The sequence below is a fragment of the Methylomonas sp. MED-D genome (genome assembly GCF_050276835.1).
GTDB classification, from domain to species: Bacteria; Pseudomonadota; Gammaproteobacteria; order Methylococcales; family Methylomonadaceae; genus Methylomonas; species Methylomonas koyamae_A.
This window is the reverse complement of the sequence record NZ_CP189965.1, coordinates 4,858,771-4,876,687: the sequence shown is the minus strand read 5'-3', so window position 1 is coordinate 4,876,687 and position 17,917 is coordinate 4,858,771. Positions and strand designations below refer to the sequence as shown.

16 protein-coding genes are annotated in these 17,917 nt (G+C 57.1%); 5 read left to right on the top strand and 11 right to left on the bottom strand.

What is annotated here, in order from left to right:
* Nucleotide 1 precedes the first annotated feature (1 nt).
* Nucleotides 2-280 (top strand): late competence development ComFB family protein, encoded by a 279-nt coding sequence (locus tag ACQE3E_RS21720; protein ID WP_427501058.1) that lies wholly within the window; start codon nt 2-4, stop codon nt 278-280.
* Entirely contained in the window at nt 277-492 is a 216-nt protein-coding gene (locus tag ACQE3E_RS21715) for a hypothetical protein (RefSeq protein ID WP_157197795.1), read from the top strand. Before ACQE3E_RS21720 ends, ACQE3E_RS21715 begins: the two co-directional genes overlap by 4 nt.
* A gap of 49 nt (nt 493-541) precedes the next feature.
* On the opposite strand, the gene ACQE3E_RS21710 is transcribed toward ACQE3E_RS21715, so the two are convergent.
* The 6 genes from ACQE3E_RS21710 to speE form a co-directional block, all read right to left on the bottom strand.
* Nucleotides 542-1,237 (bottom strand): OmpA family protein, encoded by a 696-nt coding sequence (locus ACQE3E_RS21710; RefSeq protein WP_427501057.1) that lies wholly within the window; start codon nt 1,235-1,237, stop codon nt 542-544.
* A gap of 29 nt (nt 1,238-1,266) precedes the next feature.
* Nucleotides 1,267-1,671 carry an exosortase system-associated protein, TIGR04073 family gene (locus tag ACQE3E_RS21705; protein WP_427501056.1) on the bottom strand — a complete coding sequence of 135 codons (405 nt, stop codon included), beginning with the start codon at nt 1,669-1,671 and terminating at the stop codon, nt 1,267-1,269.
* Between the two features lie 130 nt (nt 1,672-1,801).
* Nucleotides 1,802-2,719: a GGDEF domain-containing protein gene (locus tag ACQE3E_RS21700; RefSeq protein WP_064026728.1), complete on the bottom strand. Its 918-nt coding sequence runs from the start codon at nt 2,717-2,719 to the stop codon at nt 1,802-1,804.
* Nucleotides 2,720-3,276: 557 nt separating this feature from the next.
* Complete coding sequence (locus ACQE3E_RS21695) at nt 3,277-5,517, bottom strand: putative bifunctional diguanylate cyclase/phosphodiesterase (RefSeq protein ID WP_313730318.1); 2,241 nt, start codon at nt 5,515-5,517, stop codon at nt 3,277-3,279.
* Nucleotides 5,501-8,119 carry a chemotaxis protein CheB gene (locus ACQE3E_RS21690; protein ID WP_313730319.1) on the bottom strand — a complete coding sequence of 873 codons (2,619 nt, stop codon included), beginning with the start codon at nt 8,117-8,119 and terminating at the stop codon, nt 5,501-5,503. Before ACQE3E_RS21690 ends, ACQE3E_RS21695 begins: the two co-directional genes overlap by 17 nt.
* Nucleotides 8,120-8,496: 377 nt before the next feature.
* Nucleotides 8,497-9,342 carry a polyamine aminopropyltransferase gene (speE, locus tag ACQE3E_RS21685; RefSeq protein WP_427501055.1) on the bottom strand — a complete coding sequence of 282 codons (846 nt, stop codon included), beginning with the start codon at nt 9,340-9,342 and terminating at the stop codon, nt 8,497-8,499.
* Nucleotides 9,343-9,423: 81 nt separating this feature from the next.
* Between speE and speA the strand changes: the two genes are divergently transcribed.
* Genes speA through ACQE3E_RS21670 form a run of 3 tightly spaced genes read left to right on the top strand, consistent with a single transcriptional unit; the run spans nt 9,424 to nt 13,483 of the window.
* A complete protein-coding gene (gene speA / locus ACQE3E_RS21680) occupies nt 9,424-11,247 on the top strand; it encodes a biosynthetic arginine decarboxylase (RefSeq protein WP_427501054.1) in 1,824 nt (607 codons plus the stop codon).
* 33 nt (nt 11,248-11,280) lie between these two features.
* Nucleotides 11,281-12,147, top strand: coding sequence for an NAD(P)-dependent oxidoreductase (locus tag ACQE3E_RS21675; protein ID WP_071159088.1), 867 nt, complete (start codon nt 11,281-11,283; stop codon nt 12,145-12,147).
* Between the two features lie 16 nt (nt 12,148-12,163).
* The gene (locus ACQE3E_RS21670; protein ID WP_064028436.1) at nt 12,164-13,483 is read left to right on the top strand and encodes a UDP-glucose dehydrogenase family protein; all 1,320 of its coding nucleotides are present in this window, start codon (nt 12,164-12,166) and stop codon (nt 13,481-13,483) included.
* A 360-nt stretch (nt 13,484-13,843) separates the two neighbouring features.
* Here the strand turns inward: ACQE3E_RS21670 and ACQE3E_RS21665 are convergent, their stop codons facing one another.
* From ACQE3E_RS21665 to ACQE3E_RS21645, 5 genes are read right to left on the bottom strand one after another with little or no spacing between them, the layout of a single operon-like run.
* Nucleotides 13,844-14,089: a YfhL family 4Fe-4S dicluster ferredoxin gene (locus tag ACQE3E_RS21665; protein WP_064028440.1), complete on the bottom strand. Its 246-nt coding sequence runs from the start codon at nt 14,087-14,089 to the stop codon at nt 13,844-13,846.
* A gap of 2 nt (nt 14,090-14,091) precedes the next feature.
* On the bottom strand, nt 14,092-14,577 hold the full coding sequence (coaD, locus tag ACQE3E_RS21660) for a pantetheine-phosphate adenylyltransferase (RefSeq protein WP_071159082.1): 486 nt from the start codon (nt 14,575-14,577) through the stop codon (nt 14,092-14,094).
* A gap of 57 nt (nt 14,578-14,634) precedes the next feature.
* Nucleotides 14,635-15,186, bottom strand: a complete 552-nt coding sequence (rsmD, locus tag ACQE3E_RS21655) for a 16S rRNA (guanine(966)-N(2))-methyltransferase RsmD (RefSeq protein WP_313730322.1) — start codon at nt 15,184-15,186, stop codon at nt 14,635-14,637.
* 2 nt (nt 15,187-15,188) lie between these two features.
* Nucleotides 15,189-16,541 (bottom strand): M16 family metallopeptidase, encoded by a 1,353-nt coding sequence (locus tag ACQE3E_RS21650; protein WP_427501053.1) that lies wholly within the window; start codon nt 16,539-16,541, stop codon nt 15,189-15,191.
* On the bottom strand, nt 16,531-17,901 hold the full coding sequence (locus ACQE3E_RS21645) for a M16 family metallopeptidase (protein WP_427501052.1): 1,371 nt from the start codon (nt 17,899-17,901) through the stop codon (nt 16,531-16,533). The genes ACQE3E_RS21650 and ACQE3E_RS21645 overlap by 11 nt, the downstream gene beginning before the upstream one ends.
* Nucleotides 17,902-17,917 lie beyond the last annotated feature (16 nt).

The window sequence follows — 17,917 nt, the reverse complement described above, 5'->3', positions numbered from 1 at the left end:
TATGCTCAACATCGTCAATTATTACGAGCAATTGGTCGTCGACCGGTTATGGAAAATGGCCGAATCCGGCGAATTGCCGGAGGGGGGCGGCTTGCGGGAAGACGTGGCTTGCCTAGCCTTGAACCGATTAACGCCGTGTTACGTGCGCAATCCGATCGACAAGGGGATACACGTTGACGACAGCCAATATCAAAAAATGACCGCCAACGTCGAGGCGGCGATTGCCGAAGCCGTTAAACAGGTGCTCGATAGGCCGCGAAGCGACCGGGAGGCCTCGTGAGACGGTCGGCTAGGACAGTGGTCTGCTCGACGCTGATGCTGGTTATCGCCGGTTGCGGTTCTGCCGATCAGCCGTCGGACGAGCCACGCGCCGGCGGCGATGGCCGAGCGGTCGCCGAGGCGCTGCAAAAGCCGGTCGAACAAGCCAGGGACGCGGAAAAACAAATTTTCGAAAGTGCCGAACGCCAAAAGCAGGCGGCCGACCAGATGTGATATAGGCCGAGCCCGCGCCCAGCGGGCGCGGGTCGGGAGAGTCAAAGGCTTATTTCAGATTGGGACAATCGAGGTATTTGGGATGGCTGGTGGTAATCGTGGCGACCCGATAATCCTGGTTGGGCGTATTGTCTGGACCTTGGCCTTCACCGGTGGCGCTGACGGTCAATTGCTCGGCCTTGGCGCCGTGATCGATCAATAACTTGACCACGGTATCGGCGCGGCGTTTGGACAGCGCCATGTTGTCGTTGGATTTGCCGACCGTGTCGGCCGATGCAGTGACCGCCGCCTTGGCATCCGGATGCGCGCCAAGGTAGTGACCGAGATGGCCGATGCCGCCGTGATCCGTTTTGAACGGTACCGCGCTGCCGGTTTTGAAATAGGCTGCGACGTGGTGGATCGGCTCGTTCTGGTGATGGTTGTGGCCGTGAACTTCGGTCAACCAAGCGCACAGTTCCTTCTCTGACTGCAATTTATGCTCGGCGGCGGCTCGCGCGGCGGCCTGAGCCTGTTGCTTCTCGTCGATATTCCAATAGTAGCCTTTCTCCCAATGCTCCAGAATGTGATTGGCGGTTTCCAGGTTTTCTTCGGCTTTTTCCTCGTGGAGGATAGATTGTCCGTAATGGCCGGCCATGGAGGCGTCGATTTGTGCTTTTAATTCCGAGGTATCTTGTTTCGGTGTGGTACAGGCCGTCAAGGACGCGGCTAAAACCGCGAGTGGCAAGTAAACTGATTGCGTTTTCATGGTGTTCTCCTCGTCGTGGTGGTGCGCCGTTACTCGCCGTCGTCCATCGGACCGTAATGGGTCCAATAGCCGGGCAGGTGCAGACCGAAATAGCGGGTGTCTTCGCTGTAGCGTTCCCAGACGTAGGCCGGGGAGATGAACTCGTCGCTCGGGATCGGCGCGCTGATGAATTCGACGGTACCGACCAAGGTTCGGCCGACGGTGTGGGCAACGCCGCGCAACAAACCCCAGCTCATGCCGACCAGAATATTCTGTTCGCTGCTGATATTGACGATGTTTTTCGGCAGCTCGCCGACGCCCAGCGCCATATTAAAAAAGCCCTGATTAATTTTGTCGGTAAAGTCGTGCAAATAACCGTTTTCGTGTGCGTTTGCCGCCGGTGTCAACAGGAAACCGGCAAGCAGGCAGGTGGTGAGAAATGGATGGATTTTCATGACAGTGCTCCCGTTATGTTGCATAAGGTAATTCCGCATAGCCGCTTAAGCATAGCAGCGATCACCGGAAAAGCATCCGGGGCAACGGATATTTAGGGTTTAGCGGTTGCCAGGGGGCCTTCTTTTCAGCTCAGTCGCCAGCAACTTCGACCCGATTGCGGCCGTTTTTCTTGGCGAGATACAACGCATCGTCGGCGGCTTGGATGATGGCTTCCAGCGTCAGGAACGGATCGATGGGGCGGCTGCAGATACCGATCGATATGGTCGTCGGTATGTAGCGGTTTTGGAAACGGAAACTATGGTTCATCACGGTTAAACGAATACGCTCGGCCCAGGCGACCGAGGCTGCAACGCTGGATTCGCGTAGCAGCATGATGAATTCCTCGCCGCCGTAGCGGGCCACCAAGTCTTCCTCGCGCATTTCCGCGCCGAGGATATTCGCCAATTCCCTGAGAATCTGGTCGCCGGCCAAATGGCCGTAGGTGTCGTTTTTCTGTTTGAAATGATCGGCGTCGCACATGACGATGGTCATTCGAGCGTCGGCACGTTTGCAAAACGCCAATTCTTGTTGAGCCCGCATCATAAAAGCATTGCGGTTCAGGATGCCGGTCAGCGCGTCGATATTGGCGGCTTGGTATAGTTCCTCCTCGGAGCGGGCTTCTATGAAGCGCTTATAATCGATCTTCAGGTATAAATCGCCGACCCGGACCCGGTCCAGCAAATCGATGCGTTGCTTTTGAATGCGTTTACCGTTGACGAAGGTGCCGTTGGTGGAGTTGAGGTCGGCGATTACGATGTAGCCGGGATAGCGGATGAAGGCGCAATGTTGGCGGGAGATTTTCGGGTCCGGCACGCAGATGTCGGCATCCGCCCCCCTCCCCAAACTGATTTGCGGCTTGTCCAGTTTGTACTGTTTGCCTTGATGATGCCCCGACAGCATGATCAGGTAAGGCTCCAGCTCGGTTCTGGTCCTGCCGGCTTCCGACAGTTTGGTCACCAGCGTGTTCGCCGAGTCTTGCTGGGTCTTATCCGGGGGAGTGCTGGTCATGGCGGCATTGTAACCCTGTTCCGTCGTTAGTGTTTAAGGGTGTAGTCAAGCATAGGCCAATATTGTAAAACCTCCGGCGTTTGGTGTCTGCATTTGCCTGAAACGGTGGAGCTGCGGAGGCCGCGCCGATAGCGAGCGCGCCGACACGATGGCGGGTAGGGTATTGGCGCCAACGCTTACACTGACAGGCAGCACCCATTTTGAAAAAGTCGGTTTGGCCGCTCGCCCGGTTTGAAACTGCGCCGCGATATTGTCCGTCGCACCGCGAGCCTAGTAGCCATATCCGGTCAACCTACCCTGCAGCGGGCTAGCGAAACCGGAAAATGGGTCGAAAACGCCGATGAGATTGTCATCGAGAGTCCTTCAACCTAAAAAGGGCAGTTGGCGTGTATTGCGGGCCGTTCGTGCTGAGCCCTTCGGCTGCGCTCAGGAGAGCCCTGTCGAAGCATGGACGGCTCGCAATACACTCACCAAACGGGTGAATGAAAAGTCCCGCGCGCCCTTCGACAAGCTCAGGACGAACGGGATTTTTCATCGCCAAACTGCTCTTTTTAGGTTCAACGCTGTTGAAATCGCGGTCCACCATCGGCCCGAGTCGAGCTGAACAGCTTTTCGAAGTCCGCCGCCGGCACCGGTTTCGAGAAAAGGTAACCTTGCCCGTAATCGCAGCCGGCCTGCATTAATAAATCGCGCTGCACCTCGGTTTCCACGCCTTCGGCGATCACTTTCATGCCCAATACGTGCGCCAGCATGATAATTGCCTCGCACAAGGCCATATCGGTGGAATGCGCGGTCAAACCGGAGACGAAAGCCTGATCGATCTTCAAGAAATCGATCTGGTATTTTTTCAGATAGGATAGCGACGAATAGCCGGTGCCGAAATCGTCCAACGACGTCTGCATCCCGGCGTTTTTAAAAGCCAGCAGTTTCTCGGTAACGGTATTGGAGGCGTCCAGCAACAAACCTTCGGTAATTTCCACCGCGATGCATCCGCCCGGCAAACCCAGACGCTGCAAATGCTCGAACCAGTCGCCCAACTTGTCGCTATTGTTGTGAAACTGGGCGGGGGATTTATTGATACTGATCTGGAATTGGGCACTGTGACGATTGCGCCAAACCGCGACTTGCTCGGCCACTTGATGAAACACCCAGGAGCCGATCTCGGTGATCAGCCCGGTGTCTTCGGCGATGGGAATAAACTCGGCGGGATTGACGAGGCCGCGAGTGGGATGTTCCCAGCGGATCAGCACTTCGGCTTTGCGGATTTCTCCGGTAGCCAAATCCACGATCGGTTGATACGCCACCCAGATTTGTTGGTCGGCCAACGCGTGGCGAAGGTCGTTGGTCAGCCGCAAGCGAATTTCGGCGGCTTCCTGCATTGCCGGCGTAAAGTAACAAAACCGGCTGCGGCCCAGCTTCTTGGCGGCATACATGGCTTGATCGGCTTTTTTCAGTAAATCCTCCAATGAGTCGGCATCGTCCGGATACAGGGCGATGCCGATGCTGACGGAGATGTAGCAACGTTCATCCTTCAATTTGAACGGCGCCGTCATGGTCCGCAGAATCGCCTGCGCCACCCGATCGATGCTGTTAAGGTCTTGCAATTCCCCCATGATCAGCGTGAATTCATCCCCGCCCGGCCGCGCCAGGGTATCGGTCTCGCGGATGCAGGCCATCAGACGATGCGTGGTTTCCTCGAGCAAACGGTCGCCCACGTCGTGTCCCAAGGTATCGTTAATATCCTTAAAGTGATCCAGATCCAGGAACATCAGCGCCAATTTTTGGTGGCCGCGGCGGGATTTTCCAATCGCGCGTTGCAAGCGATCTAGAAACAGACGCCGGTTAGGCAGGCCGGTCAAAGGATCGACGTTGGCCTGTCTGTGAATGATTTCTTCCGCTCGGCGTTGTTCGGTGATGTCGGACGACATCGCCACCCGGCGAACGATTTGGCCGCTGTCGCCGTAGACGGTGCTGATCGATAAACGCGCCAGAAATTCCTCGCCGTTTTTGCGGCGGTTCCAAAGCTCGCCTTGCCATTGGCCGGTTTGATGCAAGCTGTGCCACATCGCCTGAAAAAACGCCTGATCTTGGCGACCGGATTTCAGCAATGAGGTGGATTGCCCGATGGCTTCGTCGGCGGAATATCCCGTCAGCGAGCTAAACGCCGGATTGATCGCGACAATGCGATTGTCGGCGTCGGCCACCATAATCGCCTCCGAGAGCGCCAGGTAAATTGTCGCGGCCAACTGTACTTCTTGTTCGTTGCGTTTGCGCTCGGTGATGTCGATGACCGCCGCCAGACAGGTTCGATTTTTCCGATCGGCAATCGCCTCGATAGTCACCCAACGGGAAGTTCCGGCCGCTGCCAGAACGATCTCGCAATGCCGCGCGGCGATTCCGGCAAACACCTGCTCCAGAAATTGATCGAACGCCGACCGAAATTCGCCGGCAACGAAATCTGCGAAGCGTCGCCCGTCAACCGTGAAGCGCTGCAGCTTCAATAATTGTTCGCCCTTGAAATTGGCTTGCTGGATGCCGCCGTCGTCGCCTAACGTAAAATAGGCGATCGGCGCGAAATCGAACAATTCCGCGTAGCGCTCCAACGCTTGTTCGGCAAGGCCGCGGGCTTCCCGCAACGCTTCGTTTTGAATTTCCAGTTCGATCTGATGCACTTGTAACTCGTGCAGCGAGCGGTCTTGCGGATCAACCGGCATGGCCGGCGCGGTATTGGCCAACTGCCGTTCGGCTCGTTGGCGCAGCTCGACTTTCGTGCGAATCGTGTCATTCCGATTTTTCATGGCTGTTCCTTAATTCGGCTTCCAGCTTCTTGGTTTCGGAGATATCGATAAAGGTAATAACCACGCCGTCGATCAAATTGTCCTGGGTCCGGTACGGCATGATCCTCACCTTGAACCAACGTTCGTCGCTCGCTCTGATCTGCTTTTCCACGAACACCAAGGTTCGCAACACTTCCCGCGCATCCTGTTGTAGATCGGGATAGTCCAGATCGGTGACGATGTCGGACAACGGCCGCCCCACATCGGCGGCGATCAACTTAAACAAATGGCCGATGTGACTGGTAAAACGGCGGATATTCAGCGTGCCGTCCAGGAACACCGTGGCGATTTCCATGCTATTTAGCAGATTGTTCATGTCATTGCTGGCGCGCGACAAATCGTCGACCTTGATTTGCAACTCGGCATTGACCGTTTGCAGCTCCTCGTTTAACGACTGCATCTCTTCCTTGGAGGTGGTCAATTCCTCGTTGGTGGACTGCAATTCTTCGTTGGTCGATTGCAGTTCTTCGTTGGCGGATTTCAGTTCTTCCTGCGAGGTCTGCATTTCCTCGCGCAGGGTTTGTAAATCTTCCTGGGTGTGCTGTAGCTCCGCCTGAAGCAAGGTCTGCGCCGCGTTCGGCGATTTGCGCGACACTTTACCGGCCGGCGCAGCGGCAACGTCGGTAAACACCACCATCAACATGCCCTTTAACGCATCGGGTTTGTGGATGGCCTGCACCGACAAATTCACGGTTTGGCCGCCGCCGTCGTTAGCGACCGTTAGGCCGGCGACCTGCACTACGTCGGTTTGGGTTCTGGCTTTTTTGAGCGCGCCGATCAGTTCGTGCCGCAAACCGTCGCGGGCCATCGCGTGGATATTCCAATTGGCCTTGCCGGCGGCCGGCTCCAGATATTTTCCGGTGCGTCCGCTGATGTAAAGAATGTCGCCGTCGGCGTTAACCAAGACCGCCGCCGGAGCGAAGTGTTGCAACAGCAATTGATCCGCCAAGGTTTGCAAATTGGCGATAGGCGGGTGTTTTTCGGTATCTTCGATCATGGATGCGACGGGGAAATATTTGGTCGGGAAATCGACGTTCAACGGAAAAGGCGTATCGATGCGCCGATAAAGTCTTAATTTATGGTCGGTCGCGCTGAACAAATGACTGGCATTCCCGATCGTTTCGGCGTTGCCGAGCGTCAATATCCCGTGGCTGGCGAGCGTATAGTGGAACAGCAAAATCAGTTTTTGCTGCAATTCCTGACTCAGGTAAATCAGTAGATTTCGGCAGCAAAGCAGATCCAGCTTGGTAAACGGCGGATCCATGATCACGTTGTGCGGCGCGAAAATCACCATCTCGCGAATGTCCTTTTTGATGCGGTAGCCGCCGCCGTCCACATTAAAGAAGCGGCTAAGCCTATCCTCGGACACCTCGCCGGCGATAGTCGCGGGAAAGAAGCCTTGCCGCGCCTTGTCGATGGCATCCTGATCCAGATCGGTGGCAAAGATTTGCAGCTTGAACGGACGCGGGCTCTGGCTTTCCGCTAACACTTCCTTGAAGATCATCGCCAGCGAATACGCTTCCTCGCCGGTCGAGCAAGCCGGCACCCAGGCCCGCAAGGCCTTGCCGGCCGGATATTCGGCCAACAGCGCCGGAATGACCTCGGTCTTTAGCGACGCCCAAACCTCCGGATCGCGGAAAAAGCTGGTGACGCCGATCAGCAATTCCTTGAACAATAAATCCAACTCTTGAGGATTCTCGCGCAGATAGTCCGCATATCCGGCGATCGCGTCGATTTGGCGCAAACCCATGCGCCGTTCGATACGGCGATACATAGTATTTTTTTTATACAGAGAAAAATCGTTACCGGTACGATCGCGCAGCAGAATCAGGATTTGTTCCAGCGAGCTGCGGCTCTTTGAGGCCGGCGCCGTTTCAGGCGTTGCGTGCAAACCGCGCGGACTGTGCTTTAGATAAGCCAGGATCTTTTCCCACAGTACTCGCGGCGGCGCCACGATATCCGCCAAACCGGCGTCGATGGCGCTACGCGGCATCGAGTCGAATTGAGCGGATTCCGGCGACTGCGCGACTGCCAAGCCGGCATTCTCCTTGATCGCGCGTAAGCCTAGCGTACCGTCCGACCCCATGCCCGACAAAATCACGCCGATCGCCCGCTCGTGCTGATCGTCCGCCAGCGCCTTGAAAAACGCGTCGATCGGCAATCGCAAGCCCCTTAGCACCCGAGGTTCGAGCAAACGCAGTTTCCCGCGCTGGATCGACAAATCCTTGTTGGGCGGAATCACGTATACCCAATCGGGCTTGACGGGCATATGGTCGCCGGCCTGAATGACGGTCAACTGCGAGGCGCGCTGCAACAATGCCGGGAGCATGCCTTGATGATGGGGATCGAGATGTTGGACGACGACAAAGGCCACGCCGCAGGCGGCCGGAACCTCAGCGAAAAATTGTTCCAAGGCTTCCAGCCCCCCCGCCGACGCACCGACCGCAACGATAGGCGGCGTGCCGCCGCTATCGGCACTTGGCGGGGTTTTGGGCGCCGGGCCATGGCTGACGGCTCGCGTCAACGCATCGGCACCTGAATTGGTTCCGGGAGTGTCGGCCATGTTTTAGCTCGCTTGGAAATAGATGAATGCAGAAGGGTCAGATACTACATTGCCGTGATCCCTTTGCGCGAGTCCGGCGATAGCTGTTTGTAAAGCTCGCAAACTCTTTTAGTCACCCGCCCGAAACAATGGCAGAACTTAACACGGTCATTACGGTGGATCGGTACGTTAACACACATATCGGCCGACGGCCGACACGCGACTCAAGCAATTTCCACTGGCGGTGGACGAGCAGGTTTCAACCGACGCGGCTTGTTGGTTGGCAAGGGAGGGAGGTCTAGCTTCGCATCCAGTCATGGTGCTGGGCGTTGATTCGCGGAGATTTCAGCGGCCGGCCCCATTGGGGACCGGCGCGGAATGGCGGATGCCGGCCGGTGTTAGGCCAAGGCTTTCTTGAAAAACTCGGGGCAGGCCAGGCTGGCTTGGTGGATGTCGCTGTTGTAATAAATGGTCTCGAACGGCTTGGCGGCGGCGTCCGCTTCACGGAACTTGGCTAGATCGCCCTTGCCGGCCATCGTCGCGCTCCACCAACCGGACGGATAAATACATTGCGGAAAGAAAATGGTTTGCAGACTGCCGAAACCGCCGGCCTGCATTTCCGCACGCATTTCTTTCAGGATTTTCATGTGCAACAAGGCCGATTCGCTTTGTTGAACGACAATACCATTCTCGCTCAAGGCCCTGAAACAATCCCTGTAAAAATCGGCGCAGAACAAGCCTTCGGCCGGACCGACCGGGTCGGTACTATCGACGATAATGATGTCCACGCTGCCGGGCTCGGCGTCCTTGACCCATTTAATGCCGTCGATGAATTTCAAATCGGCGCGGGGGTCTTGGTTGGATTCGCAAAGTTCCGGGAAATAAATCTCCGCCAAGCGGGTAACGCGTTCGTCGATGTCGATTTGCACTGCTTGCTCGACATTCGGGTGCTTCAACACCTCGCGCAAAGTTCCGCAATCGCCGCCGCCGATGATCCAGACTCTTTTCGGGTTGGGATGGGTGTAGAGCACCGGGTGACTCATCATCTCGTGGTAGAAAAAATTGTCGCGGGTCGAGACCATCGTGCAGCCGTCGATGACCATCAGATTACCGAATTGTTCGGTCTCGTAGATTTCCAGAAACTGAAACTCGGATTGCTCCTCGTGCAGCTTGCGTTTGATTTTCAATGAAAAGGCGGAGCCGGATGGCTCTTGCGCTTCGCTGAACCAGGTGGCGTCGAGCATGTGTTGTCCTCAAAAAGTCATAAAATTCGCGGCATTATACTTTAGAATTGCCACCACTTTATGACAGCACGGGGAGCTTAGGTGCCGACATCCGCATGGTCGATTGAACAGGCCAAACAGCTATACGCGATCCAACAATGGGGCGACGGCTATTTTTCGATTAACGACCGGGGGCATGTCAGCGTCAAACCGAGCGGCGCTAGTCAGGTGGAAATCGACTTGTTCGAGGTAGCCGGAGCCTTGCTGGACAAAGGCTTGAGTCTACCGGTGCTGATCAGATTCACCGATATTCTGCCGGACCGCATCCGCCGGCTGCAACAAGCTTTCGATCAGGCCCGTGCCCATCACGACTATGCCGGCCGCTATACGCCGGTGTATCCGATCAAGGTCAATCAACAGGGCAATGTCGTCGAAAGCATCGTGTCGGCCGAGCATATCGGCCTGGAAGCCGGCAGCAAGCCGGAGTTGTTGGCGATTTTGGGTTTGGCCAAGCCCAACGGCACCATCGTCTGCAACGGCTACAAGGATCGGTTTTATATCCGGATGGCGCTAATGGGCCAATTGATGGGCTTGGCGGTGTTCATCGTCATCGAAAAACCGTCCGAACTGGAACTGATTCTGGAAGAAGCCGCCAAGTTGCAAGTTCAGCCGCTGATCGGCCTGCGGGTGCGGCTATCCACGATCAGCGCCGGCAAATGGCAGAACAGCGGCGGCGAAAAGTCCAAATTCGGTTTGCACGCCAACGAGGTCCTGCAATTGGTGGCCCGCCTGGAGCAGGTCGGCATGCTCGATTGCCTGCGCTTGATGCATTTTCACATGGGTTCGCAAATCGCCAACATCCACGACATCAAACTGGCATTGAAGGAAGCCGGCCAGTTTTACCGACAATTGCGCGACTTGGGCGCCAACATCACCTCCGTCGATGCCGGCGGCGGTTTGGGCGTCGATTACGACGGCAGCGGCTCGCGTAGGGAATGTTCGATCAATTACAGCATGCGCGAATACGCCGACAATATCGTCCGCGCCTTTGCCGAAACCAGCCGCGCTTACGGTCTGCCGCAACCCGACATTATTACCGAGTCCGGCCGCGCCATCACCGCTCACCATGCGGTGCTGATTACCAACGTCACCGAGGTCGAAACCTTGCACGGCGCGGCGCCCGCGGTCGGGCGCTTCGGCAACGTCAGCGAGGCTTATCACAACGCTCAGTTCGACATGGCCGAAGCCCGCGCCCGTTTCGTGCAGGGCGACATCGGTCTGGCCGAACTGGCCGACGCCGAAAAGCGCTATGTCGGTTTGTGCCAACAAATCCAGGCGCAGTTGAATTTGGATAACCACCATCACCGCGAAATTTTGCAGGAACTCGACGAGAAGCTGGCCGACAAGGTGTTTTGCAATTTCTCACTGTTTCAATCGATGCCGGACATATGGGGTATCGACCAGATTTTCCCGATCATGCCGATTCATCGTTTGAGCGAGCCGCCTTCCCGGCGCGCGGTGTTGCAGGATTTGACCTGCGACTCGGACGGCCGTATCGATCAATACGTCGATTGCCAAAACATCGCTAACACGCTGCCGCTGCATGCCATCGCCGCCGGCGACGATTATTTGATCGGCTTTTTCATGGTTGGCGCCTACCAGGAAATTCTGGGCGACATGCATAATCTGTTTGGCGACACCCATTCGATTAACGTCGAACTGGACGGCGACGGTTACCGCTTCGGCGAATTCATGGAAGGCGAGGATGTCAGCGAATTGCTCGATTACGTGCATATCGATACCACCGCATTGAAAGCGGCCTACCGGCGCAAACTGGACCAGGCCCCGTTAAGCGCCGGGCAAAAGCACGCTTTCGAGCAAGAATTGCTGGCCGGACTAAACGCCTATACTTATCTGGATAAATAACGGCGTTAGCCGACGCAAGCCAACGGAGTAAGAATGAAAGCGGGTTTTATCGGTTTGGGCGCCATGGGGCGGGGCATGGCGATTAACCTCGCCAAGGCCGGCCACTTGGCGGCGGTTTATAATCGTAGCGGCGACAAAGCCTCGGCGCTGGCCGCCGAACTCGGCATCGAAGCCTGCGAGAGCATCGAGCAAATGGCGGCGCGGGTCGAAGTGCTGTTTGTGTGCGTATCGGCCGACAAAGACGTATTGGCGGTGGTCGACGCGATTTGTAAAACCGTGCGGGCCGGGAGTGTGGTGGTCGACATGTCCACGGTGTCCGGTGATACCGCGCGTCAGGCCGCGCAAAGGCTAGCGGCCCGGCACGCCGACTTCCTCGACGCCCCGGTGTCCGGCGGTGTCGAAGGCGCCCGTAACGCCAGCTTGGCGATGATGGTGGGGGGCGATGCCCAGGTGCTGGAGCAGGTTCGCCCGCTATTGGCGGCCATGACCAAGCGCATCGAACATCTGGGCGGAGTCGGTGCCGGCCAAGCCTGTAAGGCGGTCAATCAAATCATGGTGGCGGGCATTAATCAGGCCGTGACCGAAGCGCTGGCGTTTGCCGACGCTCAGGATTTGCCGATGGATAAAGTGATCGACGTCATCGCCGGTGGTGCCGCCGGCAACTGGTTTTTGGATCACCGGGGCAAAACGATGACGCAAGGCTTGTTCCCGCCGGGCTTCAAACTCGCCCTGCATCACAAGGATCTGAAGATCGCCCAGCAGATGGCGCAGCATGCCGGCATGGCCAGTCCGTTGACGGTAATGACCTTGGCGGACTACGCCAAGTTAATGGCTAAGGGTTATGGCGACGAAGATATTTCGGCGCTGTACCGATTGAAACAACAGCGAAATTCCAATTAGTTTACAAGGTGTAACAATGAAAATTACAGTGTTTGGCAGCGGTTATGTAGGTTTGGTAACGGGTGCTTGCTTGGCCGAGGTCGGTAACCAAGTGATGTGCATGGATGTCGATGCCAGCAAAATCGAACGTTTGAAACAAGGCATTATCCCGATTTACGAGCCGGGTCTGGAAGAAATGGTTAAGGACAACATGGCTGCCGGCCGCTTGAGCTTCACCACCGACGTCAAGGAAGCCGTGGATTTCGGTTTATTTCAATTCATCGCGGTCGGCACGCCGCCGGACGAAGACGGCTCCGCCGACTTGAAATACGTGTTGGCGGTGGCCAAAAGCGTTGCCGAGCACATGACCGATTACAAAATCGTCGTCGATAAGTCCACGGTGCCGGTCGGTACCGCCGACAAAGTCAAGCAAGTCGTGGTCGATGTCCTGGCGCAACGCGGCGAAGCCTTGGAATTCGACGTGGTATCCAATCCGGAATTCCTGAAAGAGGGTTCGGCGCTGGACGACTTCATGAAGCCGGACCGCATCATCATCGGCACCGACAATCCGCGCACCGCCGAGTTGCTGAAAGCCTTGTACGCGCCGTTCAACCGTAGCCGCGAGCGGGTCATCAATATGGACATTCGCTCCGCCGAACTGACCAAATACGCCGCCAACGCGATGCTGGCCACCAAAATCAGTTTCATGAACGAACTAGCCAACCTGGCCGAGCGTCTGGGCGCCGACATCGAGCACGTTCGTCACGGCATCGGCTCGGACAGCCGGATCGGTTACAGCTTCATTTATCCCGGCTGCGGCTACGGCGGCTCTTGCTTTCCCAAAGACGTCAAGGCGCTGGAACGCACCGCTCGCGACTACGGCTATCATGCCGAATTGTTGAGCGCCGTCGAAAATGTCAACGACCGGCAAAAGCACCGCTTGTTCGAAAAAATCTCCGCGCACTATCCCGACGGCGTCAAGGGCAAAACCTTCGCGTTGTGGGGCCTGGCCTTCAAGCCCAACACCGACGACATGCGCGAAGCGCCCAGCCGGGTCCTGCTGGAAGCCCTGATCGCGGCTGGCGCCACGGTACGAGCTTACGACCCGGAAGCGATGGAAGAAGCCCACCGCATCTACGGCGACAAAGCCGGACTGGTTTATTGCCCTAAACAGACCGATACCTTAAACGACGCCGACGCGCTGATCATCGTTACCGAGTGGAAACAGTTCCGCAGCCCGGATTTCGACGATCTGAGCAAGCAATTGAAGGATAAAGTGATCTTCGACGGCCGGAATATGTACGAACCCCGGTTGGTCAAACAGTTCGGTTTGGGCTATTACGCGATCGGGCGCTAAATGGTCGGTATCGCTGGGGCGGGGTAATCGCGCCGCCCCGGCGCCACGCTAAGCCGCGCAATCGTTCAAGATTAAGATCGTATAGATTTTTCCCTCGGCGTTTACAGACACACCGAGGGCCGTGGCTCAGGCCGCCAATTAAGTTATTCAAAAACGCTTGGTCGGTAAACGTCGCACCCGGTGTCGGCATTTCCAGCTTCGCCAAAGTCAAGGCTTCGATGCCGTCGGTGTCCAACAATAAAACCTCGCGCTTGTCGGCGATTGTGACGGTATCGACGCCATTGCCCTCTAGTACTCGGCCGTTTCTCGGCGCCGCATCGTCCACTTAGTGGTCGCGAGCGGACGTCGAGTCGGCCGAAATTAACGGGTCAGCTTCAAATACTTGCGGTAAAGACTGTCCTGATCCTCGACGACGCCGGGGTCCTTGGAAATGCAGTCCACCGGACAGACTTCCATGCATTGCGGCTTGTCGTGGTGGCCGACGCATTCGGTACACAAGCTGGGGTTGATGATGTAGATTTCCTCGCCTTGCGAAATGGCGCCGTTTGGGCATTCCGGTTCGCAGACGTCGCAGTTGATGCATTCATCGCTAATAAGCAGTGCCATGGTTACTCCGATTTAAATTTTGCGATTAAACGTTGTTTGACCGGCTCGGGCACGAAACTGGACACGTCGCCGTGCAATTGGGCGATCTCGCGGATCATGCTCGACGAGATGAACTCGTATTGTTCGGCCGGGGTCAGGAATACGGTTTCGATATCCGGATTGAGCCGGCGGTTCATTCCCGCCAATTGAAATTCGTATTCGAAGTCCGAAACGGCCCGCAAGCCGCGAATGATGACGCTGGCTTTGTGCTTACGGGCGCAATCGACCAACAAGGTGTCGAAGCCGATCACGGTGACGTTCGGGAATTCGCTGGCGACCTCGCGAATCAAGGCCACCCGCTCGTCCAACGAGAATAGTGGATTCTTCCCCTTGCTGACCGCCACCGCGACGATGACTTGCCGATACAGTCGGGAGGCTCTGGCGATCAGATCCAGATGGCCGTTGGTAACCGGATCGAAGGTACCCGGGTAAATCGCGGTAATGTTCATGGATTTGGGGCCATAGGAAAAAGGCGCGCATTTTAACCCATCCGGATCGCGAAAGCCTTAGCAGCGTTGCAACAGGCTGTAGGCGACTTCGCCGGCCGTCTTGGCCTTCAATAACCGCCAACCGTCTGGCCAGACCGGCAGCGGTCGATTGCTTTCTGTTTCGACGTAGATTTTTGCATAAACGCTCAACCAGCCGGCGGTTTCCAGCAACTCGCAAGTTGGGCCGGCCAAGTCACGGCCGAATGGCGGATCGAGAAACGCCAGATCGAAGGCCCGCGCGGGGCCTTGCAAAAAGGTCGACACGTCCCGCTCGACCAAGTTGATCGAGCTGGCCGCGAGCGTGCCGGCGTTGTCTCTGATCCAGCGGCAGGCGTTCGGATGGTTTTCCACTTGCCAGACTTCCTTGGCGCCTCGCGAGGCCGCTTCGAAACCCAGCGCGCCGCTACCGGCATATAAATCCAGGCAGCGGCTGCCGGCGACATCAAGCTGCAACCAATTGAACAAGGTTTCCCGAATCCGGGACGGCGTCGGCCGCAAGCCCGGCGCGTCCTCGAACAGGATTTGCCGGCCGCGCCACTGGCCGCCGATGATGCGTATCCGGTTCGCCATGCTTATTCGCCGGCCTCGGCCTCGGTTGCTTTGGCTTGCTTCGCGGGCGTGGGTTTGGCGGCCGCGCCGCCGACCGTAACGGTTTGCAGCAACTCCGGTTTCACCCGGCGCGCGAAGGCATCCTTGATCTGCTCGACGCTCACCGCTTCGACCTTACTCTGGAAAGTATCCAGATAATCCAAGGGTTGTTGGTAAAAGCCTATCATCGCCACGTAGTCGCTAAGCTTGGCGTTGGTATCCAGGCGTAGCGCGAAGCCGCCGGTAATGTTCTGCTTCGCGGCGGTCAGTTCGGCATCGCTAGGGCCTTTCGCCAAAAACTCGGCGAAGGTTTGCCGCAGCACCTGCAAGGCCTGCCCGGTCTGATCGTTGCGGGTTTGCAAGCTCATCATGAACGGTCCCTGCCGATACATTGGCGCGAACACGCTGTAGGCGCCGTAGGCCAGGCCGCGTTTTTCCCGGACTTCTTCGAACAAACGCGACACCATGCTGCCGCCGCCCAGGATGTGATTACCAACGTAAAGCGCGAAGTAATCCGGGTCTTTGCGATAAGTACCTGGCAGGCCGACCAACACGTGGGTTTGGGTCGACGGAAATTCGATGTGTTGTTCGCTGGTCTGGCTGGGCATGGTTACCGGCGGAATTTCGGCCGGTTTTTCGCCTTTCGGCAACTTTGCCAGCACCGCATTCGCGGTTTGCTCGGCTTGTTGCCGATTCAAATCGCCAACGATCACGACCATCGCGTTGGCGGCGACGTAATAGCGCTGGTAAAAGGCTTTCAAATCGGCTGCGGTCAACGGCGCGACTGTTTCGATCAAACCGGCTTCCGGATGCGCGTAGGGGTGGTCGCCAAAAACCGCTTTGTTGAACGCGATGCCGGCAATTTCGCCGGGCGATTCCTCTCGATGTTTCAGGCCGGCCAGGGTGCGGGCTTTTTCGCGCTGAAAATCGGCTTCGTTGAACGCCGGTTGGCTGAGCACGGTTTCGAAAGTCGCCAATGCCTTGTCGAATAACGCTCGGTCGGTCAGGGTGCGCACCGACAGCCAGGCCATGTCTTCGTTGACGCCGGCGCCGTACTGCGCGCCGACCGACTCGAAACGCTGGGCGATGTCGTCCGCGCTCAAGTTTCCCGCACCGCTGTCGAGCAAGGCCGAGGTCAAGGAGGCGATGCCGAATTGCGCGCCGTCGCGGGCGCTGCCGGCGTCGAACACCACCCGAATGTCGGCCATCGGCAGGCCGCCGGTATGTACAAAGTAAACCCGGCTGCCTTGCGCGGTTTGCCAATGTTCGATTTTGGCGGCGGCCCAAGCCGACTGGCTGAGCAGCAGCAGAATCAGACCGAATAAATTAAAACGCATGACGGGCTCCTGACAGTTTTTTCGGTTTGGCCGATTCGGTGATCGGCTGCGGATCGAGGTAGGCGACGGTCAAGGTGTCTTCGATCAAATATTTACGCGCGACTTCGCGCACCTGTTCGGCGGTGACCTGATTGATCTTGGCAACGTAGTCGTCGGACTTTTGCCAGCCGATGCCGGCGGTTTCCAGCGTGCCGAGCTGCATGGCCTGATAGAAATTGGAGTCTTTTTGGTAGACCGAACTGGCCAGTACCTGAGCCTTGATGCGCTGCAATTCGTCCTTGCCGATCAGCTCGTTCTTCAATTGATACACCTCGTCGAGCAGGGCGTATTCCAAGTCGTATACGGTTTTACCTTCGGCCGGGGTACCTTCCAGCAGGAACAAGTCCGACAAGCGCGAGGTCAGGTCGTAACCGGCTCCGGCCGATACCGCGACCTGCTTGCCCCTGATCAAACGGGCCGGCAAGCGGGCGCTGTCGCCGCCGTCGAGGATGCCGGACAGCACTTCCAGCGCGTAAGCTTCCCATTCGGGCTTGGCCGTGTTCAGGACCGGCACTTTGTAGCCCAGCATCACGTAAGGCAATTTGGCCGGCGCCTTGACGGTGATACGGCGCACGCCGCGCTGTTCGGATTCGGCTTGCGGCTTGACCGGCTTGATCGTGCTGGGTTTTAGCGGGGCGAAGTATTGCTCGGCCAGTTGCTCGACTTGCTTGGCGTCGACATCGCCGACCACCACTAAAGTCGCGTTATTCGGCGCATACCATTGTTGGTACCAGGCTTGCAGGTCTTCGATCTGGTAATTGGCGATGTCGGACGGCCAACCGATCACCGGATTTTGGTAGGGGCTGTTGGTAAACGCGGCCGCCATGAATTGCTCGTGGACTTTGGCGCGCGGCTGATCGTCGGTGCGCATCCGCCGTTCTTCGGTGACGACTTCCAATTCCTTTTTTAACTCGTCGGCTTTCAGATTCAGGTTGCGCATCCGGTCGCTTTCCAGCTTAAAACTGATTTCCAGCCGGGATTTTTCCAAGGTCTGAAAATACGCCGTGTAATCCTGGCCGGTGAAGGCGTTCTCGCTGCCGCCGTTGGCGGCGATGATCCGGGAGAATTCGCCGGCCGGATATTGTTCGGTACCCTTGAACATCATGTGTTCCAACATGTGCGAAATACCGGTGATGCCGCCGGGTTCGTAACTGGCGCCGACCTTGTACCACACCTGCGAAACCACCACCGGCGAGCGGTGGTCTTCCTTTACCAGTAGTTTCAAGCCATTGCCGAATACGTGTTCGTGTACCTTGCTGTCCTCGGCCCTCGCCAGGATGGCAGGGCAAAGCAGCGCTAACGCTGCGAGCCTGTGTTTCATAGTTCCCTCGTTGCTT